Annotated in this window: 21 protein-coding genes and 2 pseudogenes; 13 read left to right on the top strand and 10 right to left on the bottom strand. The window is 70.6% G+C overall.

Going from position 1 to position 21,379, the window contains the following annotated elements; genetic code table 11:
• Positions 1–10: 10 nt before the first annotated feature.
• Complete coding sequence (locus tag ABD355_RS06600; RefSeq protein ID WP_344399136.1) at positions 11–814, bottom strand: nuclease-related domain-containing protein; 804 nt, start codon at positions 812–814, stop codon at positions 11–13.
• A gap of 110 nt (positions 815–924) precedes the next feature.
• Between ABD355_RS06600 and ABD355_RS06605 the strand changes: the two are divergent.
• From ABD355_RS06605 to ABD355_RS06635, 7 genes and pseudogenes are all read left to right on the top strand, one after another.
• Positions 925–1,430 (top strand): annotated as a pseudogene (locus tag ABD355_RS06605) (protein-tyrosine phosphatase family protein).
• 152 nt (positions 1,431–1,582) lie between these two features.
• The gene (locus ABD355_RS06610; protein WP_344399137.1) at positions 1,583–2,308 is read left to right on the top strand and encodes a hypothetical protein; all 726 of its coding nucleotides are present in this window, start codon (positions 1,583–1,585) and stop codon (positions 2,306–2,308) included.
• A complete protein-coding gene (locus ABD355_RS06615) occupies positions 2,305–3,552 on the top strand; it encodes an ATP-binding protein (protein ID WP_344399138.1) in 1,248 nt (415 codons plus the stop codon). Before ABD355_RS06610 ends, ABD355_RS06615 begins: the two co-directional genes overlap by 4 nt.
• Before the next feature lie 221 nt (positions 3,553–3,773).
• Positions 3,774–4,172 (top strand): SH3 domain-containing protein, encoded by a 399-nt coding sequence (locus ABD355_RS06620; RefSeq protein WP_344399139.1) that lies wholly within the window; start codon positions 3,774–3,776, stop codon positions 4,170–4,172.
• 43 nt (positions 4,173–4,215) lie between these two features.
• Positions 4,216–5,595, top strand: coding sequence for an FtsW/RodA/SpoVE family cell cycle protein (locus ABD355_RS06625; RefSeq protein ID WP_344399140.1), 1,380 nt, complete (start codon positions 4,216–4,218; stop codon positions 5,593–5,595).
• Positions 5,595–7,070: a penicillin-binding transpeptidase domain-containing protein gene (locus tag ABD355_RS06630; protein WP_344399141.1), complete on the top strand. Its 1,476-nt coding sequence runs from the start codon at positions 5,595–5,597 to the stop codon at positions 7,068–7,070. Before ABD355_RS06625 ends, ABD355_RS06630 begins: the two co-directional genes overlap by 1 nt.
• A gap of 122 nt (positions 7,071–7,192) precedes the next feature.
• Positions 7,193–7,702 (top strand): DUF3291 domain-containing protein, encoded by a 510-nt coding sequence (locus ABD355_RS06635; protein WP_344399143.1) that lies wholly within the window; start codon positions 7,193–7,195, stop codon positions 7,700–7,702.
• Here the strand turns inward: ABD355_RS06635 and ABD355_RS06640 are convergent.
• Positions 7,699–8,814 carry a ferritin-like domain-containing protein gene (locus tag ABD355_RS06640; RefSeq protein ID WP_344399144.1) on the bottom strand — a complete coding sequence of 372 codons (1,116 nt, stop codon included), beginning with the start codon at positions 8,812–8,814 and terminating at the stop codon, positions 7,699–7,701. The two genes, ABD355_RS06635 and ABD355_RS06640, sit on opposite strands and share 4 nt — an antisense overlap.
• Before the next feature lie 127 nt (positions 8,815–8,941).
• Here ABD355_RS06640 and ABD355_RS06645 point away from each other — a divergent pair, with 127 nt between their 5' ends.
• The 4 genes from ABD355_RS06645 (at position 8,942) to ABD355_RS06660 (ending at position 12,120) form a co-directional block, all read left to right on the top strand.
• Positions 8,942–9,880, top strand: coding sequence for an AurF N-oxygenase family protein (locus ABD355_RS06645; protein WP_344399145.1), 939 nt, complete (start codon positions 8,942–8,944; stop codon positions 9,878–9,880).
• 116 nt (positions 9,881–9,996) lie between these two features.
• The gene (locus ABD355_RS06650) at positions 9,997–10,644 is read left to right on the top strand and encodes a TetR/AcrR family transcriptional regulator (RefSeq protein ID WP_344399146.1); all 648 of its coding nucleotides are present in this window, start codon (positions 9,997–9,999) and stop codon (positions 10,642–10,644) included.
• 10 nt (positions 10,645–10,654) lie between these two features.
• On the top strand, positions 10,655–10,972 hold the full coding sequence (locus tag ABD355_RS06655) for a hypothetical protein (protein ID WP_344399147.1): 318 nt from the start codon (positions 10,655–10,657) through the stop codon (positions 10,970–10,972).
• Positions 10,973–11,076: 104 nt separating this feature from the next.
• Entirely contained in the window at positions 11,077–12,120 is a 1,044-nt protein-coding gene (locus tag ABD355_RS06660) for a C40 family peptidase (protein WP_344399148.1), read from the top strand.
• On the opposite strand, the gene ABD355_RS06665 is transcribed toward ABD355_RS06660, so the two are convergent.
• The 5 genes from ABD355_RS06665 to ABD355_RS06685 are packed head-to-tail and all read right to left on the bottom strand — an operon-like array spanning position 12,117 to position 17,679.
• Positions 12,117–13,376, bottom strand: coding sequence for a styrene monooxygenase/indole monooxygenase family protein (locus tag ABD355_RS06665; protein WP_344399149.1), 1,260 nt, complete (start codon positions 13,374–13,376; stop codon positions 12,117–12,119). The genes ABD355_RS06660 and ABD355_RS06665 overlap by 4 nt on opposite strands.
• A 56-nt stretch (positions 13,377–13,432) precedes the next feature.
• Positions 13,433–14,059, bottom strand: coding sequence for a GTP-binding protein (locus ABD355_RS06670; RefSeq protein ID WP_344399150.1), 627 nt, complete (start codon positions 14,057–14,059; stop codon positions 13,433–13,435).
• On the bottom strand, positions 14,040–14,450 hold the full coding sequence (locus ABD355_RS06675; protein WP_344399151.1) for a DUF742 domain-containing protein: 411 nt from the start codon (positions 14,448–14,450) through the stop codon (positions 14,040–14,042). Before ABD355_RS06675 ends, ABD355_RS06670 begins: the two co-directional genes overlap by 20 nt.
• Positions 14,447–14,950, bottom strand: coding sequence for a roadblock/LC7 domain-containing protein (locus ABD355_RS06680; protein ID WP_344399152.1), 504 nt, complete (start codon positions 14,948–14,950; stop codon positions 14,447–14,449). The genes ABD355_RS06675 and ABD355_RS06680 overlap by 4 nt, the downstream gene beginning before the upstream one ends.
• The gene (locus ABD355_RS06685; RefSeq protein WP_344399153.1) at positions 14,947–17,679 is read right to left on the bottom strand and encodes a sensor histidine kinase; all 2,733 of its coding nucleotides are present in this window, start codon (positions 17,677–17,679) and stop codon (positions 14,947–14,949) included. Before ABD355_RS06685 ends, ABD355_RS06680 begins: the two co-directional genes overlap by 4 nt.
• Positions 17,680–18,058: 379 nt before the next feature.
• Between ABD355_RS06685 and ABD355_RS06690 the strand changes: the two genes are divergently transcribed.
• Entirely contained in the window at positions 18,059–18,847 is a 789-nt protein-coding gene (locus tag ABD355_RS06690) for a protein phosphatase 2C domain-containing protein (RefSeq protein WP_344399154.1), read from the top strand.
• 9 nt (positions 18,848–18,856) lie between these two features.
• Here ABD355_RS06690 and ABD355_RS06695 read toward each other — a convergent pair whose 3' ends face one another.
• The 3 genes and pseudogenes from ABD355_RS06695 to ABD355_RS06705 all read right to left on the bottom strand — a co-directional run bounded on the left by ABD355_RS06695 (position 18,857) and on the right by ABD355_RS06705 (position 20,312).
• Positions 18,857–19,012, bottom strand: coding sequence for a DUF397 domain-containing protein (locus ABD355_RS06695; RefSeq protein ID WP_344399155.1), 156 nt, complete (start codon positions 19,010–19,012; stop codon positions 18,857–18,859).
• A gap of 137 nt (positions 19,013–19,149) precedes the next feature.
• Positions 19,150–19,690 (bottom strand): annotated as a pseudogene (locus ABD355_RS06700) (RNA-guided endonuclease InsQ/TnpB family protein); the annotation flags it as partial.
• Between the two features lie 130 nt (positions 19,691–19,820).
• Complete coding sequence (locus ABD355_RS06705) at positions 19,821–20,312, bottom strand: MarR family winged helix-turn-helix transcriptional regulator (RefSeq protein ID WP_344399156.1); 492 nt, start codon at positions 20,310–20,312, stop codon at positions 19,821–19,823.
• A gap of 236 nt (positions 20,313–20,548) precedes the next feature.
• On the opposite strand from ABD355_RS06705, the gene ABD355_RS06710 reads away from it, so the two are divergent.
• Positions 20,549–21,373, top strand: coding sequence for a lysozyme (locus ABD355_RS06710; RefSeq protein WP_344399157.1), 825 nt, complete (start codon positions 20,549–20,551; stop codon positions 21,371–21,373).
• The last annotated feature ends 6 nt before the right edge of the window (positions 21,374–21,379 follow it).

Below are 21,379 nucleotides of genomic sequence, written 5' to 3' on the forward strand. Positions count from 1 at the left end.
CCGGCAGCCCTCACACCCGCGTCCACGTCCCCCGGTCCCGGGCCATCGCGTGCAGCGCCTCCACGTCCGCCGGCTTGAGGACGCCGCCGAGGCGGGCCAGGCCCTCGATCTCCGTGTCCTTCAGGACGCGGACCTCGCGGAGCGGCGCCGGGATCGCGAGGTCCGCGGGCTCCGCCAGGGCCAGGACCGGGTGGACCTCCGCCGTCAGGGCGTACGACGCCCGGTCGGCGTCCGCGCGGACGCGGCGCAGCAGCGGGTGGGGCTCGCGTCGGCCCACGGTGACCATCGGGTCGGCGACCGTCACCTTCTGCTTACGGGCGTACACCGTATGGACGGCGAACAGGCCCCCCGGGCCGATCGCCAGGTGGTGGATGCGGTCGCCGCCGGGCAGCGGGATCGAGTGCAGGGCGTGCCAGCCCGCGCCGTCCAGGCGGTCCAGGGCCTCGCCGACCGCCTGTTCCGCCGCCAGCGCCCGGCGGCGGGGATCCGGACGCAGCCGGTGCGGCGGCCCGGGTTCCCGGTCCAGGGCGACCAGCAGGGCCTCGCCGGGGCGGTTGGGCGCCAGGTCGTCGTCCGGGTGGAGGGAGAGCCGGGCCAGCTCGGCCGGGGTCGGGACCGGCGGCGGGCCGACGGTCACCGGGCCGGTGAGGAAGGGGCCCAGAGCCTGCAGCACGCCCTCCCTCTCGTCCTCGCTGAGCAGGTTGACCCTGGCGGCCTCCCTGTCGTACCAGGCGACGTTGCGCCCGTCCGTGAGGCATACGTAGAGCCGCTCCTGGCCGTGCCGCCAGGACGGTACGACACGCAGTCCGGTCATGCACCATCACCCCTTGACCATGGGAACAGGCGGGGTGCTCCCCGGGCAAGAACCCGGCTACCTTTGACATGGAGTTGGGCTCCACGGAAGCGGCGCTTGGGGAGGCGTGATTGCGTACCCGCAGGAAGCAGCCCGACGTACCGGCTCCGGACAGTCCGTGGAGCGAGATAGTGCCCGGACTGTGGATGGGCGGGCACGAGTTCAGGGGTCGCACCGGGCAACTGGAGTTCGCTGTCGTGCGGGGCGAGTTCGATCTCGTACAGACCCTGCTGAGACTGCCGGGGCACGGGCCCGATCCCGGTGTGGAGCACCATGTCTGGGCGATACGGTCGGGCCGCTGGACGGCACCCAGCTCGCGGGCGTGATGCGCCTGGCACAGGCCGCGGGCGAGGCACTGGACGAGGGCCGCAAGGTCCTCGTCCGCTGTTATCACGGGTACAACCGCTCGGGGCTGGTCGTCGCGCACGCCCTGGTCCACCGGGGGCATGTGACCGAGGAGGCGATACGGCTGATACGGTCCCGCCGCTCCCCCTGGGCGCTGCACAACGAACTGTTCGTGGACTATCTGCGGGCAGGGCTGCCCACGGCGCGGCTGCTGGAGGAGCTCGCCGAGTAACAGGGCGATGCCGAATGGCCGGGTGGCCCGAGTCGCCGGGCGATCAGGTCGCCGAGCAGCCGTATCGCCGGGTAGCCGAGTAGCGAGGTAATCGTTTCGCCGGACGAATAGGGTGTACCGGGTCACCGATAGTTCTCAGCCACAGGAGTACCGTGCTCCGCACTCGCGCCGCATGCACAGCCCTCGCCACAGCCCTCCTCGCCCTGCTGGCGGCGGGCTGCGGTGACGCGGGCGGGCTGCAGGGCGCCGGGTCGACCCCGACCGCCACCAGCCCGGACAAGCTGTGGCCGAGCCTGAGCCCGGCGGCGAGTCCCGCCTGGGACTACGACAACGGTGAGGCCGAGGTCATGAAGGGCATCACGGCTCCGGACGACGACATCCGCCAGGTGGACCCGGTGGCCGTGGTCAAGGCCGAGATGTCCCAGCACCCGGCCGACTACTCCGGCTCCAAGGCACCGTACCGCGAGACGGCCCGCCGTATGGCCTACTGCGGCAAGGAGCCGGCGAACCCGAAGTGTCCGCTGCTCAAGGCGTACTACCGGGACGTCACCGGTGACGGGCGCGCCGATCTGACGCTGGGCTTCCGGCTGCTGCCCGGCAACCAGACGGCCGTGCGGGTCTACACCGTCGAGGCGGGCCGGGTGGTCCAGGTCATGTCGAACAACGACGCGGTGAGCGGTGTCGAGCTGGCCGGGCGTTCCGTGATCATCCACGCGCCGTCCGATCTCGCCGACTACGAGTACCGCTTCCAGTGGACCTGGGACCCCAACCAGCGCGTGATGCTGCTCACCCACGACGAGATGCTGCACATCGGCAAGCGCGAGCGCGTGTCGCACCCCTCCGCATCGCCCTCCACCTCCCCCTCGGCGACCCCATGACGAGGCTCGCGCTCCCCCGGTGGACCGGCACGCTCGCCCTGAAGGCCGCCGTCTTCATCACGGTGATGTGCTGCGCGCTCGCCGCGCTGCTCGGCGTGCTCGTGCATGTGTCGGTGACGAACCAGACCGTCGGCCAGGCCCGCAACCTCGCGCTGTCGCGCCTGACGGACGCGACAAGGGCGTACGAGGCCGGGGACTCGCTGTTGCCGGGCGCCGGTGTCGATCCCCCGGGGCTGCCGAGCGCGCTGCGGGAGCTGGCGGCGGACGGGGACCGCGGCACGATGGTCTCCGAGCACCACGGGCATCCCACGATGTGGGCGGCGGGCCCCGCGGACCGGAACAGGGCGCTTGCCGTCGAGGTCGACTACTCGCAGCAGTCCCATACGATCGCCGCGCTGGACCAGTCGATCCTGTGGTCCTCGGGCCTGGCGATCACGGTGACGCTGCTGGTGGGCGCGTTCGCTGTGACCCGGGTGACACGGCGCCTGCACGCCACGGCGCAGGTGGCCCGGCGGATCAGCGCCGGCGATCTGGACGCCCGCGTCGGCGACCCCCGTACGAAGGATCCGACGCACCCCCAGGACGAGGTGGCCGCCGTGGCCGCCGCGCTGGACACGATGGCGGCCTCGCTGCAGAGCAAGCTGCTGAGCGAGCAGCGGTTCACGGCGGATGTGGCGCACGAGCTGCGCACCCCGCTGACCGGGCTGCACGCGGCGGCCGAACTGCTGCCGCCGAGCCGGCCGACAGAGCTGGTGCGGGACCGGGTGGCCGCGCTGCGCACGCTCACCGAGGACCTGCTGGAGATCTCCCGGCTGGACACCGGGCGGGAGCAGCTGGAGCTGGACGCGGAGGAACTGGGCGCGCTGGCGGCGCGGGTGGTGCGGGCGTCCGGGACCGACACGGAGGTCGTCGTCCTGCGGGACGCCCGCGTGGAGACGGACCGGCGGCGGCTGGAACGGGTGCTGGGGAATCTGGTCGCCAATGCGCACAAGCACGGGCGGGCGCCGGTGTCTCTGACAGTGGACGGGGCGGTCGTGACCGTGCGGGATCACGGGGACGGGTACCCGGGCTATCTGCTTGAGCATGGGCCGCAGCGGTTCCGCACGGAAGGCGGTGCCAAGGGGCACGGGCTGGGGTTGACCATTGCGGTCGGGCAGGCCGAAGTGTTGGGGGCTCGGCTTGAGTTTGCCAATGCGGTGGACGGTGGGGCGGTTGCGATTTTGACCCTGGGTCTGGGGGACTGAGGGCTCGGGACTTCAGGTTGTTCGTCGGGCGCGAGACCGTGGGGGTTGATCGCGCCCACGCGGCGGAGCCGCAAATCGATACAGCCCGCGCCCTTTGAGGGGCGCTCCCATCGGCCCCGCTCCTATGGACCAGCACGACGGGCGGCCCTCGCCCCCTCCTCCTAATGTGGCGGGTATGTGGCGAATAGTCAGCTTCGCCCCCGTTCATGGAGGTATCCCCCATGTCCCTGCGCTCCACCCTCATACGCCTGGCCACCGCCGGCGCCGCCTGTGCTCTCGTCAGTTCCGTGGCCGTCTCGCCCGCCCTTGCGGACGACGAGTGGGGCGGCGGTGACGGGGACCCCGGCTTCGGCCAGGGGGGCGAGCACGACCACGACCACGACCGGCTCGCGCGGGGTGTCGTCACCGCGGAGACCCTGTTTCTGCGCAGTGCGCCGAACCGCGGCAGCCAGGTGATCCGGGTGGCCCACCGGGGTGAGCGGGTGTCGATCTTCTGCAAGACCCCGGGCCAGAGCGTCGACGGCGACAACATCTGGTACCTGCTCCCGGACGGCACCTGGGCGTGGGGCGCGGCCCGCTTCATCGAGGTCACCGGCCACGAACAACCGCGCTGGTGCTGAGACGCTGAGATCACAAGACCGACTATTTGGGTAGGTTCCGGACATGACCAACGCCGGACCCACCGTGGCACAGGCGGACACTCCGGCCACCCCGGCCCCCGTGCCCCGCCTGCCCCGGCGGCGTGGCATCGAACTCGCCCTCATCGTCGTCGCCGTACTGCTGTGTGTGTACGGCTACTGCGCCGTGGGCCTCGCCAGGAACGGCACCGTCCCGCCCGGCGCCGCCGGTTACGGCGCCGGGCTCGGCGTGCTCGCGCTGCTCGCCCACTGGGCGGTGCGGATGCGGGCGCCGTACGCCGACCCGCTGCTGCTGCCCATCGGGGTGCTGCTCAACGGCATCGGTCTGGTGCTCATCCACCGGCTCGACCTGGAGACTCCCCACGACCAGGCCGCCCCCACCCAACTCGTGTGGTCCACGCTGGGCGTGACCCTGTTCATCCTGCTCGTGCTGATGGTCCGGGACTACCGGGTGCTCCAGCGGTACGCGTACGTCTTCGTCGTCGCCGCGCTCTTCCTGCTGGCGCTGCCGATCCTCTTCCCGGCCGTGAACGGCGCCCGGATCTGGGTGCGGATCGCCGGATTCTCCATCCAGCCGGGCGAGTTCGCGAAGGTGCTGCTCGCGGTGTTCTTCGCCGCGTATCTGGCGGCCAACCGCAGTGCGCTCGCGTACACCGGGCGTCAGGTCTGGCGGTTCAGGAGGGTCCAGCTGCCCACGGGCCGGGTGCTCGGTCCGATTCTCGCCATCTGGCTGGCGAGTGTGGGTGTGCTGGTGCTGGAGCGCGATCTCGGCACCTCGCTGCTGTTCTTCGGGCTGTTCGTGGTCCTGTTGTACGTGGCCACCGGGCGCATCGGCTGGATCGCCGTGGGGCTGCTGCTGGCCGCCGCGGGCGCGGTGGCCGTCGGCTGGCTGGAACCGCATGTGAACAGCCGGGTCCAGGACTGGCTCCACCCCTTCGCGACGATCGAGGCGGGGCAGGGCCCCAACCAGATCGCGCAGTCCCTGTTCGCCTTCGCGGCGGGCGGCGTCCTCGGCACCGGCCTGGGCCTCGGCCATGCGATCCTCATCGGCTTCGCCACGAAATCCGACTTCATCCTCGCGACCGCCGGGGAGGAACTGGGCCTCGCGGGCCTGTCCGCGCTCTTCCTCCTCTACGGCCTCCTCGTGGAGCGCGGTTACCGGGCCGGCCTGGCCCTGCGCGACCCCTTCGGCCGGCTGCTGGCGGTGGGGCTCGCCTCGATCGTGGCGCTGCAGGTGTTCGTGATCGCGGGCGGGGTGACCGGGCTGATCCCGCTGACCGGCATGGCGATGCCGTTCCTCGCGCAGGGCGGCTCGTCGCTGGTCACCAACTGGGCGATCGTGGCGCTGCTGATCCGGGTGAGCCATTCGGCGCGGCGGCAGTACAACGGGGAGGTGGCGCCCTGATGGCGGGGCACATCCGGCACGCCGCCTTCTTCTGTGCCCTCCTGCTCGTCGCGCTCCTCGTCAACGCCGTGCGCATCCAGGTCTTCAGCGCCGAGTCCTTCGACGCCAATCCCGCCAACCGCCGTGCCACCATCGCCCGTTACGAGCGGCCGCGCGGCAACATCCTGGTCGGCGGGCGGAGCGTCACCGGCTCCCGGGACTCCGGCGAGCAGCTCCGCTACGAACGGACGTACACGGACGGCCCGTTGTACGCCCCTGTCACCGGCTTCGCCTCGCAGGTGTACGGCACCACGCTGCTGGAGCACACCGGGGACTCCGTGCTGTCCGGCACCGACCCGATGCTCTCGCCGTTCCCCCTGGTGGGTGACCTCACGCGGGCCCTGGGCCGGGGTGGCAACGTCGTGACGACACTCAACCCGGCGGCGCAGCGGGCGGCGTACCAGGGGCTCGACGGGCGCCGGGGCGCGGTGGCGGCGATCGAGCCGGCGACGGGGCGGGTGCTGGCGCTGGTGTCGAGTCCGTCGTACGACCCGGCCGTGCTGTCGGGGAACGCCGCCGCGACGGAGCGGTCCTGGGTCCGGCTGAACGAGGATCCGGACAAGCCCATGCTCAACCGGGCGGTGCGGCAGACGTATCCACCGGGTTCGACGTTCAAGGTGGTCACCGCGGCGGCCGCGCTGGACGCCGGTGTCGTCCTGGACATCGACCGGCCGACCGAGTCGCCGGATCCGTACCGGCTGCCGGGTACCACGACCATGCTGATGAACGAGGGCGACGGCTGCGAGGACGCCCCGCTGCGGGAGGCCTTCGCGTGGTCCTGCAACACGGTGTTCGCGAAGCTCGGCGTGGATGTGGGCGTGAAGCGCATGGGGGCCGCGGCGAAGGCCTTCGGCTTCAACGACCCCCGGCTGCGGATCCCCTTCTCGGTGGCGCCGAGCACCTTCGACACCCACGTCGACCGGGCGCAGCTCGCGCTGTCGTCGATCGGGCAGTACAACACGCGGGCCACACCGCTGCAGATGGCGATGGTCGCGGCGGCCGTCGCGAACGGCGGGCAGGTGCGCTCGCCGTATCTGGTGGAGCGGACCACCACGGGCAACGGCGCCACGATGACCACGGCCGGCTCACGCCCGGTGCGCCAGGCGATGCGTCCGGAGACCGCCGACGTCATGAAGCAGCTCATGGAGGACGTGGTGACGGAGGGCACCGGCACGAACGCCGCGATCCCCGGCGCGATCGTCGGCGGCAAGACCGGCACCGCCCAGCACGGCATCGGCAACTCCGGCATGCCGTACGCCTGGTTCGTGTCCTGGGCGCAGAGTGAACGCGAGGTGCTGCCGAGGGTCGCGGTGGCGGTGGTGGTGGAGGACGCGTCGGCTGACCGGGACGACATCACGGGAGGCGGGGTGGCCGCACCGATCGCCCGGGACGTGATGCAGGCGGTACTGAACACCTCACCCGACCACAGCAGTTGACGGTGCTCCTGGCCCAGCTTGGCCGGCAGGAACGACGTAGGCGGTGACGCCCGTGTCCGGGGCGCTCACATGCTGAGACGGGGTCTGGGATCACCCGGTCCTCCCGACCTATCGTTCGGTCCATGACGACACCCGATGCCGCGTACCAACTCGCCCAGGTCAACATCGGACGCCTCAAAGCCCCTCTGGATTCACCGCAGTTGACGGACTTCGTCGACAACCTCGACCCCGTGAACGCCGACGCCGACGCGGCGGACGGTTTCGTCTGGCGGCTCGAGAGCGACTCGGGCAACGCCACGGACGTGCCCGTCTTCGGCGACGAGTGGCTGATCATCAACATGTCGGTGTGGCGCGACAGGAACGCCCTGACCGCGTACATGTACCAGGGCCGCCACCGCGAGATGCTGGCCCGCCGCCGGGAGTTCTTCGAGCGGGTGCAGGAGGCGATGGTGGCCCTGTGGTGGGTGCCGGCGGGCCACCGTCCGACCGTCGCGGAGGCCGAGCAGCGGCTGCTGCACCTGCGCGCGAACGGACCTACGCCGTACGCCTTCACGCTGCGGACGTCGTTCCCGGCGCAGGGGGCCGAGCCGGTGCCGCTGGAGGTGCCGGACGACCTGGGGTGCTCGGTCTAGTTCTCACCCGAGGCCGCGCCCGCCTCGATCACGTCCGTCACCTCGGCCACCCGTTCCTGCTCCTCCGCCGCGAACCGCTCCGCGTCCAGCTGTTCCGCGATCTCCTCGTCCTGGGCCATCAACAGGTCCAGGTTCGAGTCGCCCATCTCGAAGACGCCCATGTCGACGTACGCCTGCTGCAGCCGCTTGCCCCACAGGCCGATGTCCTTGACGCAGGGGACGATGCGGGAGAACAGCAACTGCCGGAACAGGGCGAGGAATTCGGACTGTTCGCTGTACTCCTCCGCCTCGGCGGTCGGGATGCCGAAGTTCTCCAGGACCTCGACCCCGCGCAGCCGGTCCCGCATCAGGTGGCAGCCCTCGATGACGAACTCCTCGCGTTCGCGCAGTTCGGCGTCGGTGAGCTGCTTGTAGTAGTCGCGCAGCGCCATCCGCCCGAAGGCCACGTGCCGGGCCTCGTCCTGCATGACGTAGGCGAGGATCTGCTTCGGCAGGGGCTTGTCGGTGGTGTCGCGGATCATGCCGAAGGCGGCCAGGGCCAGGCCCTCGATGAGGACCTGCATACCGAGGTAGGGCATGTCCCAGCGGCTGTCGCGGAGGGTGTCGCCGAGCAGCGACTGCAGGTTGTCGTTGATCGGGTAGAGCATCCCGATCTTCTCGTGCAGGAAGCGGCCGTAGATCTCCGCGTGCCGTGCCTCGTCCATGGTCTGGGTCGCCGAGTAGAACTTGGCGTCCAGGTCGGGGACCGACTCCACGATCCGGGCCGCGCAGATCATCGCGCCCTGCTCGCCGTGCAGGAACTGGCTGAACTGCCAGGAGGCGTAGTGCTTGCGCAGCTCGCCCTTGTCCTTGTCGCTCATCTTGGCCCAGTGCTTGGTGCCGTACAGCGACATGGCCTCGTCGGGGGTGCCGAGGGGGTCGTACGGATCGACTTCGAGATCCCAGTCGATGCGCTTGTGGCCGTCCCACTGCTTGTCCTTGCCCTTCTGGTACAGGGCGAGAAGGCGGTCGCGGCCGTCGTCGTACTCCCAGCTGAATCTCGCCGCGCCGGTCGCCGGCACCTGCCAGTGGGGGTCACCCGAGTCCATGGCGTACAGGTCGTAAGTCGGCATGCTTCGCAGGCTCACACGTGGTAGACGCCGGGTCAACAAGTCGCGCAGAGGGGATTGACGAGCTTGCTGACAAGCAGTCTCATAAGCGGTGGAGGATGTGACCCCGGGTAACAGAGGTGGGAGAACGATGACGACCCTGACGGAAGCCGACGCGCTGGACGGTCTGCGCGACGCACTCGGGCTGCTCAAGGACCGCGAACAGGTGGCCGAACGGCTCCTCGCCTCCTCCGCCAAGCACTCCTTCGACCCCGACAGGGAACTGGACTGGGACGCGCCCTTCGAGGAGGGCAAGTGGTTCTGGCCCCCGGAGCTGGTGTCGCTGTACGACACGCCCCTGTGGAAGCGGATGGGCGAGGAGCAGCGGATCCTGCTGTCGCAGCACGAGGCGGCCGCACTGGCCTCCCTCGGCATCTGGTTCGAGCTGATCCTCATGCAGCTGCTGGTACGGCACATCTACGACAAGGCGGCCACGAGCGCACATGTGCGGTACGCGCTGACCGAGATCGAGGACGAGTGCCGGCACTCGAAGATGTTCGCGCGGCTGATCTCGCGCGGGGACGCGCCGTGGTATCCGGTGGCCCGGGTGCACCAGAACCTGGGGCGGCTGTTCAAGACGATCTCGACCACGCCCGGCTCCTTCACGGCCACCCTCCTCGGGGAGGAGGTCCTCGACTGGATGCAGCGGCTGACGTTCCCGGACGAGCGGGTGCAGCCGCTGATCAGGGGGGTCACGCGGATCCATGTCGTGGAGGAGGCCCGGCATGTGCGGTACGCGCGGGAGGAGCTGCGGCGGCAGATGGTCACCGCTCCGCGGTGGTCGCAGGAGTTCACCAGGGTGACGTCCGGTGAGTTCGCGCGGGTGTTCTCCGTCGCTTTTGTGAATCCCGAGGTGTACACGAATGTGGGGTTGGACAAGCGGGAGGCTTTGGCGCAGGTTCGCGGCAGCGGGCACCGGAGGGAAGTCATGCAGACCGGTGCGAAGAGGTTGACCGACTTCTTGGACGACATTGGTGTGCTGCGGGGTGTCGGGCGACGGCTGTGGAAGAGCTCGGGGCTGCTGGCTTGATGCAGTCTGCGGGTGAGCGGGGGCTGGTCGCGCAGTTCCCCGCGCCCCTGAAGGGGCGCGGGGCCGGAACATATGCGGCTCCGCCGCATGGGCCCCGGCCGACTACCCTGCGAGGCATGACCCCCTCCGCGCCCGCCTATCGTCGCCTCAGCGTCGAGGAGCGGCGAAGCCAGCTGCTGGAAGCCGCGCTGAACCTCTTCGCGCACCGCGCCCCCGAGGACGTCTCCCTCGACGACGTGGCGGAGGCAGCCGGGGTCTCCCGTCCCCTGGTGTACCGGTACTTCCCCGGCGGGAAGCAGCAGCTCTACGAGGCTGCCCTGCGGTCCGCCGCGGACGAGCTGCAGCACTGCTTCGACGAGGCGCGGGTCGGGCCGCTGCTGCCCCGGCTGGCCCGGGCTCTGGACCGGTATCTCGCGTTCGTCGACCAGCACGACGCCGGGTTCAGTGCGCTGCTGCAGGGCGGCAGCGTGGTGGAGACGTCACGGACGACCGCCATCGTGGACGGGGTGCGGCGGGCCGCCGCCGAGCACATCCTGAGCCATCTGGAGGTTCCGGACCCCGGACTGCTGCTGCGGATGACCGTGCGGATGTGGATCACGGCGGTCGAGGCGGCCTCCCTGATCTGGCTCGACGAGGACAAGCATCCGCCGCTCGACGAGCTGCGGGACTGGCTGGTCGAGCAGTTCGTGGCCGTCCTCTCGGTGACCGCGGCCCGCGACCCGCAGACCGCCGCGCTGGTGCGGGCGCTGGCCGAGGATGTCTGAGACTGGTGCCGTGAAGAGCGAAGAGACACCGTTCGTGGGCGGGCCGATGGACGGCCGGGTGCTGCCCGTCCTGGTGGGCCCCACCGGGCACCCGCCCAAGACGTACCGCATCCCCGTGCCGGACGCGGCCGGCGGCCCGCCCACCGTGCTCGTCTACCGGCGCGTGCCGCGCGGCCACAGCAAGCGGCTCGGACTGCCGCAGGGGTGGAAGTACGAGTACGACCCCGAGGGGTGGAAGGACAGCGGGAAGCTGAAGTGGCCGTGGTCCAAGCCGGACGCCGATCCAGACGCCACGCCGGGCCGCAAGCCGGACGACACGGACGGGTGACGAGCTTGCGCCGGTCAGCGCACACGCGGCGCGTTTTCGGCCGTGGAGACGTCAACACCTGACAGTGCGGAGCAGAGGGGCTGCCCCGCACCGGAGGTGATGATGTGTCAGGAAAGCTACTGCGCCTGGTCTGCTCGGTGGCGATGGCCGCCGGCGCTCTCCTCGTACCGCCGCCCGCCGCGGCCGTGCCCGGGGCGGAGCCGGGCGGGCGTACCGTCGCCCAGCAGCTGACGGATCTGCAGCGGCTGTACCGGGAGGCCGAGAAGGCCACCGAGACGTACAACGCCACCGCGGAAAGGCTGACGAAGCAGCGCGCGGAAGTGGCCCGCCTCGACCGTGAACTCGCCCGCGCCCGCCGCTCCCTGCACGACAGCCGGATCGCCGCGGGACGTCTGGCCACCCAGCAGTACCAGGGCAGCACCGAGATCTCCGCGTACGTACGTCTGCTGCTCGCCCGCAACCCCCAGCAGGCGCTCGACGAGGGGCATGTGATCGGCCAGTTGGCGCGGGAGCGGGTCGAGGCGGTCGGGCGGCTGACCGCGAGTGAGAAGCAGGCCGGCGAGCTGGACCGCGCGGCACGGAAGGCCCTCGACGATCAACTGGCCCTCGCCGAACGGCAGAAGAAGGACCGCGACGACGTACAGGCCCGTCTGAAGGACGTCGAGGAACTCCTCGCCTCCCTCACCCCGCAACAGCTGGCCGCGCTCGGCGAGCTGGAGAAGAAGGGCACCGCCGCGGCGCAGCGGCAGCTGATGGCCTCCGGTGTGCTGAGCGGCGAACGCCGTCCGTCACGCAAGGGCGCCCGGGCCCTCGGCTACGCCGTGCGGCAGCTCGGGAAGCCGTACCGGTGGGGCGCCGAGGGCCCGAAGTCGTACGACTGCTCGGGCCTGACCTCCCAGGCCTGGGCCAGGGCCGGCAGGCCGATCCCCCGCACCAGCCAGGAGCAGTGGGCGCAGCTGCCGCGGATCCCGCTGAAGAAGCTGCGCCCGGGCGACCTGGTGATCTACTTCCCGGAGGCCACGCATGTGGCGATGTACCTGGGCGGGGGCATGATGATCCAGGCGCCGCGGACGGGCGAGACGGTCAGGGTCTCGCCCCTCGCGTCCTTCCCGATCCTGGGTGCCGTGCGTCCGGACCGGCGCCGCTAGGACGCCTGGCCGGTCACTTCCGCGAGGTAGGCGGCCGTCTTCTCCGGCTCGTAGAAGAAGTTCTCGTAGTCGGAGGGGTCGTTGAACCCGTTGGCGAAGCGGTCGGCGACCGGCTGGAGCTGGCCGGCCGCGCCGATCAGGTTGAGGATGTGCTCCGGCGGCGGGGCGAGCATCGCGTTCGTCCACTTGGTGACGTGCCGGGCGGTGTCCCAGTAGCGGTCGAAGGTGGCCTGCATCCAGGTCTCGTCGAACTCCTTCTCGCCGTTCTCCAGGATCGACGCGAGGTAGGAAGCCGCGCACTTGGAGGCGGAGTTGGAGCCCTGGCCGGTGATCGGGTCGTTGGCGACGACGACGTCCGCGACGCCGAGGACCAGTCCGCCGCCGGGCAGCCGGCCGATCGGGTTGCGGACGGTGGGGGCGTAGCGGCCGAACAGCACGCCGCCCGCGTCGGTCAGTTCGACCTTCCTGGCCCGCTCGAACTCCCAGGGCGTGAACTTCTCCATGAGTTCCAGGGTCAGGGAGAGGTGCTCCGCCGGGTCCTTGACGCCGTTGAAGACGTCGAGCGGGCCGCCGGGTATGCCCTCCCAGAAGAGGATGTCGGCGCGGCCGGAAGTGGTGAGCGTCGGCATGACGAACAGCTCGCCCACGCCCGGGACCAGGTTGCAGCGGACCGCTTCGTGGTCGGGGTGCTCGGGGCGGGGGCCGAGGCCGTGGACATAGGAGACGGCGAGGGCGCGCTGCGGCTCCGCGTACGGCGAACGGGAGGCGTCCCGGCCGAACATGGACACCAGCTCGCCCTTGCCCGCCGAGACCAGGACCAGGTCGTACGTACGGGAGAAGTAGTCGAGGTCGGAGACGGCCGCGCCGTGGATGACCAGCTGACCCCCGCGCTGTGCGAAGGTCTCCATCCAGCCGGCCATCTTCACCCGCTGGTCCACCGACTGCGCATACCCGTCGAGCCGGCCCACCCAGTCGATCACCCGCTGCGTCGGACCCGGGTCGTGCGAGCCGGGGGCCGCGACCGAGACGCCGAGTCCTTCGATCTTCGGGGCCTGGGACTCCCAGAAGTTCAGCTGGAGATCGCGCTCGTGCTGCAGTGCCGTGTGGAACATGCACTGCGTCGACATGACCCGGCCGGAGCGGATCTCGTCCGCCGTCCGGTTCGACATCAGGGTGACCTCGTACCCGTGCGACTGGAGTCCGAGGGCGATCTGGAGACCGGACTGGCCGGCTCCTACGACGAGTATCTTCCGCATGCGGGGCTGTTCTCCTACTCGGGGACGGCTCGGGACGGCGCGGGGGCTGCCGGGGGCTACTCGGGGGTGACGTCCAGCGCGTGGCCCACCAGGGACAGCAGGGTCTCGATCACCGAGATCCGGCGGCGCGCGTCCATGATCATTACAGGTATGTGCGCGGGGATCGTCAACGCCTCCCGCACGTCCTCCGGTTCGAACAGCTCGCTGCCGTCGAAGTGGTTGACGGCGACGACATACGGCAGTCCGCAGCTCTCGAAGTAGTCGAGCGCGGGGAAGCAGTCCTTGAGGCGACGGGTGTCGGCCATGACGACCGCGCCGATCGCACCGCGCACCAGGTCGTCCCACATGAACCAGAACCGCTGCTGGCCCGGCGTGCCGAACAGATAGAGCACCAGGTCGTCGTCGAGCGTGAGACGGCCGAAGTCCATGGCCACGGTGGTGGTCAGCTTGCCCGGTGTGGCGGTGAGGTCGTCGGTCTCCTCGCTCGCCTCGGTCATCAGCGCCTCGGTCTGCAGGGGCGTGATCTCCGAGACGGCGGTGACCAGGGTGGTCTTGCCGACGCCGAAACCGCCCGCCACGACTATCTTCGTCGCGATCGGGGCACGGGTGCGGTCCGTCTGCCAGGACTTCAGGTCCTCGTCGGGGTCCGCGAAGGCGGTGTCTCTAAAGGCGACGGAGTCCACTCAGCACCCTTTCCAGCAGAGCGCGGTCCGGGCGGCCCGTGCCGTGACCGGTACCTGTTCCGTACACGCGGATCCTGCCCTGGTCCGCGAGGTCGCTGAGCAGCACGCGGACCACGCCCAGCGGCATCTTCAGCAGTGCTGCGATCTCGGCCACCGTGCGCATACGGCGGCACAGTTCGACGATGGCCTGCATCTCGGGCATGACCCGGGTGCTGAGGGAACCGTTCGTCAGTTCCCTGCGCTCCTCGGGAGCATCCAGCGCCGCCACGAACGTCTCCACGAGGAGGACGTGGCCGAAGCGGGTACGGCCGCCGGTGAGCGAGTAGGGACGCACTCGGGCCGGCTTGCGGTCGCCGCCGCGGACGGGAAGCTTCTTGGGCGAACTGCTCATCGGTGGCTCCCGGCGGACTCCGACTCCAGGGATTTTCGTAGCTCGCTGCGGAGTTCCGGGGTCAGGACATGGCCGGCGCGGCCCACGAACAGGGCCATGTGGTACGCCACCACGCTCATGTCGCAGTCCGCGGAGCCGTGCACGCCGAGGAGGCTGCCGTCGCTGATCGACATCACGAACAGGCTGCCCTCCTCCATCGCGACCATGGTGTGCTTCACGGGGCCGGAGTCCATCAGCCTGGCCGCGCCGATGGTGAGGCTGCCGATGCCGGAGACGATGGTGGCGAGGTCGGCGGAGGAGCCCCGGGGGCCCGTGGGCCTGGCGCCTCGGGACTGGCGGGCCTCGTCGTTGCGGCCGGGGTCGGAGGAGAGCAGGAGCAGGCCGTCCGAGGAGACCACCGCCACTGACTGGATGCCCGGCACCTCCTCGACCAGGTTCGTCAGCAGCCAGTGCAGATTGCGTGCTTCACTGCTCAGTCCGAAGGTACTGGGCGCGGTCAACTGCTTGCCTCCTCGACAGTGCCCCCCGTGGTTTCTTCGGATACGGCTGGTGCGGTGCCCGGCATCTGGTTCTGGGCGGTCTGTTCGGCGATCTCCGCCTCCACGGCGCGGTAGCCGGCCTGGGCGCCGGTACGGAAGCCGCCGAGTCGTCGGCGGAGGGCTTCCGCGTCTACGGTGCGGGGGCGTTGCGCCGGGGGCGCGGCCGGGGCGGTGATCTTGGGGGTGCGTTTGGGGAGGCCCTTGTCCGTGAGCTGCTCGTCCTCGGCGCGTTCGTGTTCCGTCTCGGTTTCGCCATCGACGGATGTGGCCCCACCCGCACCACGCGTTTCCCCCTCGTCGTCGGGTGCGGGCGGCCCCTGTGGGGGTTCCCCGCCGTCGGCGGCCTCGGGCTCGTCGTGGGTCTGCTCCTGCTCCGGGTCCGTCGCCTGCGCCGGAATCAGGAGTTCCATCGTGGTCTCGGACGGTGTCTCCTGCTGGAGCGCCTTCTCCGCCAGGGCCACCAGCGGGTCCGTCGGCTTCTGGCGGGCGTGGAGTTCGTTGGAGTTGGCCTCCGCGTCCGCGCCCGGGAGGGAGAAGGTGAGCGTGCCGCCGGTGGTCGGGGAGGTCGACGACGGGACCGCGGCTGAGGGGGCCGCCGCCAGCAGGGGGTTCGGGAGGACCACCACCGCCGCGATGCCGCCCTGCTTCTGTTCACGCAGCTGGACGCGGACGCCGTGGCGGTGGGCGAGGCGGGCGACGACGTAGAGGCCGAGGCCCAGGCCCTCCTCGCCCTCCTGGTCGTAGGGGGACTCGGGGTCGAACTCGGCGAGGCGGGCGTTGAGGCGGGTCAGGCGGTCGGCGGTCATGCCGATGCCCTCGTCCTGGACGGAGAGCATGACCTCACCGTTCTCCAGGAGCCAGCCGGAGACCTCGACGGGCAGGTCCGGCGGGGAGAACGAGGTGGCGTTCTCCATCAGTTCGGCCAGCAGGTGGGAGAGGTCGTCCGCGGCGAAGCCCGCCACGTGTGCGTGCGGCGGCAGCACGGCGATGCGGACGCGCTCGTAGCGCTCGATCTCGCTGACCGCGGCGCGCACGACGTCGACGAGCGGGACGGGATGCGCGCTCTGCTGGACGTGCTCGGTGCCGGCGAGCACCAGGAGGTTCTCGCTGTGGCGGCGCATGACCGTCGCGAAGTGGTCGAGCTTGAAGAGCGTGGCGAGGCGCTCGGGGTCCTGTTCGCGCTCCTCCAGGCTCTCGATGACGGCGAGCTGGCGCTCGACCAGGCCGAGGGTGCGCAGGGAGAGGTTCACGAACGTGCCGCCGATGCTCTCCCGCAGCCGCGCCAACTGGGCGGCGGACTCGTCGAGTTCGGCGCGCAGCTCCTCGCGGGCGTCCGCCATCTTCTGGCGCTGGCCGACCAGGTGCTTGCGGTCGGCCTCCAGGGTGACGATGCGCTCGCTCAGGGCGGCGGCGTGCGCGTGCAGGGCGTTGACGGAGCGGACGACCTGCGCGAACTCGTCGTTGCGGCCTGTGAAGGTGACGGGTTCCTCGGCGGTGGGGTCCGCCGCCTCGGCGAGCCGGGCCGAGCCGCGGCGCAGCACGGAGAGCGGCCGGGTGAGGCTGCGGGCCATGGCCGTGGCGATGCCGACGGCGAGCAGCATCAGGGCGCCGAGGACGGCGATACGCAGCTCCAGCGCGCTGACGTCGTCGTCGCGCAGCTGGGCCAGGTCCTTGGTGCGGCGGTCGTAGAGGGCGGACTCCGCGCCGCGCATCGCGTCGATACGGGCGGAGAGCGCTGCGTCGACCTTCGAGGCGCTGGTGCCGAGTTCGGATTCGGAGAGCGTCGGCCGGTCGGTGAGCCTGGCCAGGTACTTCTCGGCGGAGTTGACCTCGGGTCCGGTGACCGTGGAGTCGTACGACGTCCGGGCGGCCTTGGTCGCCGTGTCGTGGAAGTCGGCGAGGGCCGCGTCGGAGCGCAGCCGGGCCTGCTGGGCGGCGGCGGTCAGCGCGTTGCGCTGCTTGGTGTCGGCTGCGGAGGAGGAGGTGACCGTGGTCGGCAGTCCGGTGACCGGGCTGATGACCGTCTGGGGAGTGCTGGGCACGTTGAGCGCTGCCAGGAGCAGGCCGCGGGCGGCGGCGGCCTGCTGCACGGCCGTGTCCAGCTCGGCGAGGGCGTAGGCGCCCGAGCCGGCCCTTGGAGGCATCCGCTGCGCCAGCTGCTCGGCGAGCCCGTGCAGTTCGGTGATGGCGGCGGAGTACGCGTCGTGGGTCTGCAGGGCGTCGCTCTTGCCGGTGAGCGCGGAGCGGCGCAGCGCGGCGATGCCGTCGAGGTCGCCGCGGAGGGCGGCGGGGGTGTCGGTGTCCTGCTGCAGCTCCTCGACCTGCCGGTCGACGCGGGCGCTGCGCTGCTCGGAGGGCGCCTTGGACTTGGGCCGCCCGGCGGCGATGTAGGAGGTCACCTCGTCCCGCTCGTCGGCGAGCGAATGGGCCAGGGCGAGCGCGTTCTGGGTCTGTCCGGCGAGCGTCACCAGGTCTTGGGAGTCGCTGAGCTGCGCGGAGGCGGTGAGAACGGAAGGGACACCGGCCCCGGCTATCGCGGCGGCCACCACGGCCACGGCGACGACGAGCCGATTGCGCACATGCGTGGGCCGGCCCTTGCCGGTGGTGGTGCCGGTGCTGCCGGACGTGTGCTCCACGCCCGCTGCGGGGTCCGTCTGCTTGCCTGTGCGACGAGGCCGCGTCTTGTGCACCGGTGCTCGCAATCCTGACTCGTGGTACTCATGGGCCCGGGTGTGACGCTCCGTCAACTGACGTCGACTCTACGTACGCCCAGTACGGTGCCGACCCTCCCAGTGCCGGTGGGCAGTGGACGAGCATCACCTGACCCGCCACCCGAAGGAGTGAACATCGGAGGGGAGTTGGCGAGCAAGTTCCTGGGAAGCGTTCAGGGCTCGTATTCGGCAGGCCGGTTGGACGTCCGCGCCGGGCGGTGGCAGTATTCGCCGCCACGGCTTCCCGGAACCACGGATTCCACCCCAAACAGGGCGCCTGACCTGCGCGAGTGCGTCAATTCTGCGACCGTTGCCAGGCTTTGGCGAACCTTGTGAAGACGTCGTGCAGACTGGCCGAATGCATACGGAACTTGTTTCGGAGCCGGGTGATCCCACCTACCCCAACGAGGACTTCGCCGCGGCCACGCTCCCGGCGTCCGGCCAGGGCGGGACCCTCGTCGTCCTGGACGGGGTGACGCCACCGCGGGACGGGACGGGCTGTCTGCATTCGGTCCCCTGGTACACGTCCCGCCTCGGCGGAGCCCTGACCGAACTGACCGTTTCCCTCCCGGATGTTCCGCTGCAGGAGGCGCTGGCCCGGGCCATCACACGTACGGCCGAGGCCCATGCCGCCACTTGTGACCTTTCTCACCCACGTACCCCACAGGCAACGGTGGTTGTGGCCCGGTGGGGCGTGGAGACGCTGGAGTACCTGGTCCTGTCGGACTCGGCCCTGCTGGTGGAGTCACCGGAGGGCGCGGTCACGTCCCTTCTGGACGACCGTCTGTCCCGGCTGCCTCGCTCGTCCCTGGCGACGGACGCCATCGTGGACTCGACGGTCCGGAACAAGGAGGGCGGCTTCTATACGGCCGCCGCGGATCCGGCCGTGGCGGCGCGGGCGGTGACGGGCGTGCTGCCGCGAGGCGACGTGCGGGCCCTGGCCGCGCTGACGGACGGCGCCACCCGGTGGGTGGAGAAGTTCCGGGAGGGCGACTGGGCGGACTGCTTCCGCTTTGTACGGAAGGAGGGGGCACAGGCGCTGGTCGACCGGGTACGGATGCTGGAGCGGGCCGATGCGGAGGAGCGGAGGTATCTGCGGCGCAGCAAGACGCACGACGATGCGACGGTCGTGTACGTGGAGTTGTGAGCCGGTGGGCTACTTGACGGCGTTGCGTATGAACGCCGTCCAGGCGCCGGCGGACACGATCAGGACCGGGCCTGCCTGAACCTTGCTGTCCCGGACGGGGAGGAGGCCGGGGAGGCCGTCGGCTACCTCGACGCACGCGCCGCCGTCCCCGTTGCTGCGGTTCATGGTCCGTAGCCCTCCGCCAGCAGTACAGCAGGTCTCCGAGCCCGGACTGAGAGCCCCGCACCCTCGCGGCGGCGCCGCAACTCGCCGTAGAACTCCTTCGTGACTCCTCCACCCCCTAAAGGGGTGGCTTCTCGCCATGCCGGTTGGGCTTCGCGACGGACCAGCCCGGCCCGTAGAACGTTGATTGCTCCCACTGTGTCCGCGTGCGCGATGTGGCCGCACGAGACGCAGCGGAACTTTTCCTGTGTGGGCCGGTTCTCCTTGGCGGTGTGCCCGCATTCGGGGCACCGCCGAGAGGTGTTGCGGGGGTCTACGGCCATCACTTCCCGTCCGGCGCTTTCAGCCTTGGCGTTCAGGATCGCGAGAAACACCCCCCCATCCGGCATCGGCGATCGAGCGGTTCAACCCTGCCTTCGAGCCGGCCCCGTCAGGCAGGAAGCTGCCAGGCCGGCCGGGGTCGGGCTTCGGGGCAGGGGCCTTGGTCATGTTGCGGATCTTGAGGTCTTCGTACGCGATGAAGCCGTGCTCACGGACCAGGCTGAGCGCGGTCTTGTGCGCGTGGTCGAGGCGCTGGCGCCGGATCTTGCCCTGCAGCTTGGCGACCTTCTCCACGGCACGCTTCGGAGCCGATCTGGCACGGACGGTGACATTCGTCGGGGGGTAGCGCCGCCGACGCCTGAAGCGCGGCCGGCCAGGCACGACTTCGCGGCGCTGCCTCACCTCCACAATCACCCCGACGGAGGCGCCGAGGCCACCCTGCGCCTCACCCGGAAGGCTGCACCGGCGTCTGAAGGCAGCCGGGCGAGGCCTACTTCTCCATTCCTCGGTTCAACTCCCCCAGCAACCGCGCCAGTTCCGCCACCTCGCGGCGGTCCCAGTGGGCCAGCTGGCTCACGTAGCGCGCCCGCCGGGCGTCGCGGACCTTGGTCACCCGGCGGTGTCCCTCCTCGGTGAGGTGGACGAGCCAGGCGCGCCCGTCCGCCGGGTCGGGTTCGCGGGCGACCAGGCCCAGGTCCTCCAGGGCGCGCAGCTGGCGGGACATGGTGGCCTTGCCCACGCCGATGTAGGCGGCGAGTTCGGTGGCGCGCAGCCGGTCGTGCTCGTCCAGGCGTACGAGGAGGCCGTACGCGGCGGACTCCAGGTCGGGGTGGACCTCGCGGGCCATCTCGCCCTGGCTGGCCCGGGCGCGTCGCAGCAGAACCGTGAGTTCGCGCTCCAGGGACAGGTACTCATGGTCCGCGCCGCCCGGTGCCGTCTGGGACGGGTGCCGGTGCTCGTCCCCGTTTCCGCCTTCGTGCACGTCAGCCCCTGCCTCGGTTTTCCCGATCCTGAAAGTTTCCGCCAGACCCCGTCGTTGCCGCAGCTCCACAAGTATTTCGCAGGGCTAGACCAACGGCAGACTCCGGGCCCCCTTCCCACCCGCTCTTCTACGTGCGTAGCTTCCTTACCAGGAAACGGTCGGCATGCCCACGGCAACAGCATCTCGGCGCTGCAGCGCTTCCCCACCGAGCATCACCGAGCCCTCGGAGGCACGCTATGCCCGTGCACAGACCCGGATCGGTCCGCCCCCGGCGCCTCTTCCTCGCCGCGCTCCTGCTCACCGCCCTCCCCCTTGCCCTCACCGCCCCGGCCGACGCGGCCGACGCGGCCAAGCCGCCGCGCGGCTCCGCCCACATGGGCATGGGCGTCCTCGCCCACGACGGGCAGCACGGCAGCCCCGCCCCCACCGCCGCCACCCAGACGGAGGGCGTCGACGTCGCCGGCTACCAGGGCAACGTCGCCTGGCCGACGCTGTGGAGCAGCGGGGTCAAGTGGGCCTACACCAAGGCGACCGAGGGGACGTACTACACGAACCCGTACTTCGCCCAGCAGTACAACGGCTCGTACAACGTCGGCATGATCCGCGGCGCGTACCACTTCGCCACCCCCGACACCACCAGCGGAGCCACCCAGGCGAACTACTTCGTCGACCACGGCGGCGGCTGGTCCAAGGACGGCAAGACCCTCCCCGGGACCCTCGACATCGAGTGGAACCCGTACGGCGCCGAGTGCTACGGCAAGTCGGCGAGCGCGATGGTCGGCTGGATCGCCGACTTCCTGAACACCTACAAGGCGCGCACGGGCCGTGATGCCGTGATCTACACGGCGACGAGCTGGTGGAGCGACTGCACGGGGAACTACGGCGGCTTCGCGTCCGCCAATCCGTTGTGGATCGCGCGGTATGCGTCGGACGTGGGGACACTGCCGGCGGGCTGGGCCTACTACACGATGTGGCAGTACACCTCGTCCGGCCCGACCGTCGGGGACCACGACAAGTTCAACGGGGCGCTGGATCGGGTGCAGGCGCTGGCCAACGGCTGAGTCCGT

The organism is Streptomyces longisporus (assembly GCF_039532765.1).
GTDB classification, from domain to species: domain Bacteria; phylum Actinomycetota; class Actinomycetes; order Streptomycetales; family Streptomycetaceae; genus Streptomyces; species Streptomyces longisporus.

Excerpts from the sequence above, each read along its gene's own strand:
- ABD355_RS06600 (WP_344399136.1), bottom strand. The coding sequence starts at position 814 with ATGACCGGACTGCGTGTCGTACCGTCCTGGCGGCACGGCCAGGAGCGG.
- ABD355_RS06615 (WP_344399138.1), top strand. The coding sequence starts at position 2,305 with ATGACGAGGCTCGCGCTCCCCCGGTGGACCGGCACGCTCGCCCTGAAG.
- ABD355_RS06620 (WP_344399139.1), top strand. The coding sequence starts at position 3,774 with ATGTCCCTGCGCTCCACCCTCATACGCCTGGCCACCGCCGGCGCCGCC.
- ABD355_RS06625 (WP_344399140.1), top strand. The coding sequence starts at position 4,216 with ATGACCAACGCCGGACCCACCGTGGCACAGGCGGACACTCCGGCCACC.
- ABD355_RS06630 (WP_344399141.1), top strand. The coding sequence starts at position 5,595 with ATGGCGGGGCACATCCGGCACGCCGCCTTCTTCTGTGCCCTCCTGCTC.
- ABD355_RS06635 (WP_344399143.1), top strand. The coding sequence starts at position 7,193 with ATGACGACACCCGATGCCGCGTACCAACTCGCCCAGGTCAACATCGGA.
- ABD355_RS06640 (WP_344399144.1), bottom strand. The coding sequence starts at position 8,814 with ATGCCGACTTACGACCTGTACGCCATGGACTCGGGTGACCCCCACTGG.
- ABD355_RS06645 (WP_344399145.1), top strand. The coding sequence starts at position 8,942 with ATGACGACCCTGACGGAAGCCGACGCGCTGGACGGTCTGCGCGACGCA.
- ABD355_RS06650 (WP_344399146.1), top strand. The coding sequence starts at position 9,997 with ATGACCCCCTCCGCGCCCGCCTATCGTCGCCTCAGCGTCGAGGAGCGG.
- ABD355_RS06665 (WP_344399149.1), bottom strand. The coding sequence starts at position 13,376 with ATGCGGAAGATACTCGTCGTAGGAGCCGGCCAGTCCGGTCTCCAGATC.
- ABD355_RS06675 (WP_344399151.1), bottom strand. The coding sequence starts at position 14,450 with ATGAGCAGTTCGCCCAAGAAGCTTCCCGTCCGCGGCGGCGACCGCAAG.
- ABD355_RS06690 (WP_344399154.1), top strand. The coding sequence starts at position 18,059 with ATGCATACGGAACTTGTTTCGGAGCCGGGTGATCCCACCTACCCCAAC.
- ABD355_RS06695 (WP_344399155.1), bottom strand. The coding sequence starts at position 19,012 with ATGAACCGCAGCAACGGGGACGGCGGCGCGTGCGTCGAGGTAGCCGAC.
- ABD355_RS06710 (WP_344399157.1), top strand. The coding sequence starts at position 20,549 with ATGCCCGTGCACAGACCCGGATCGGTCCGCCCCCGGCGCCTCTTCCTC.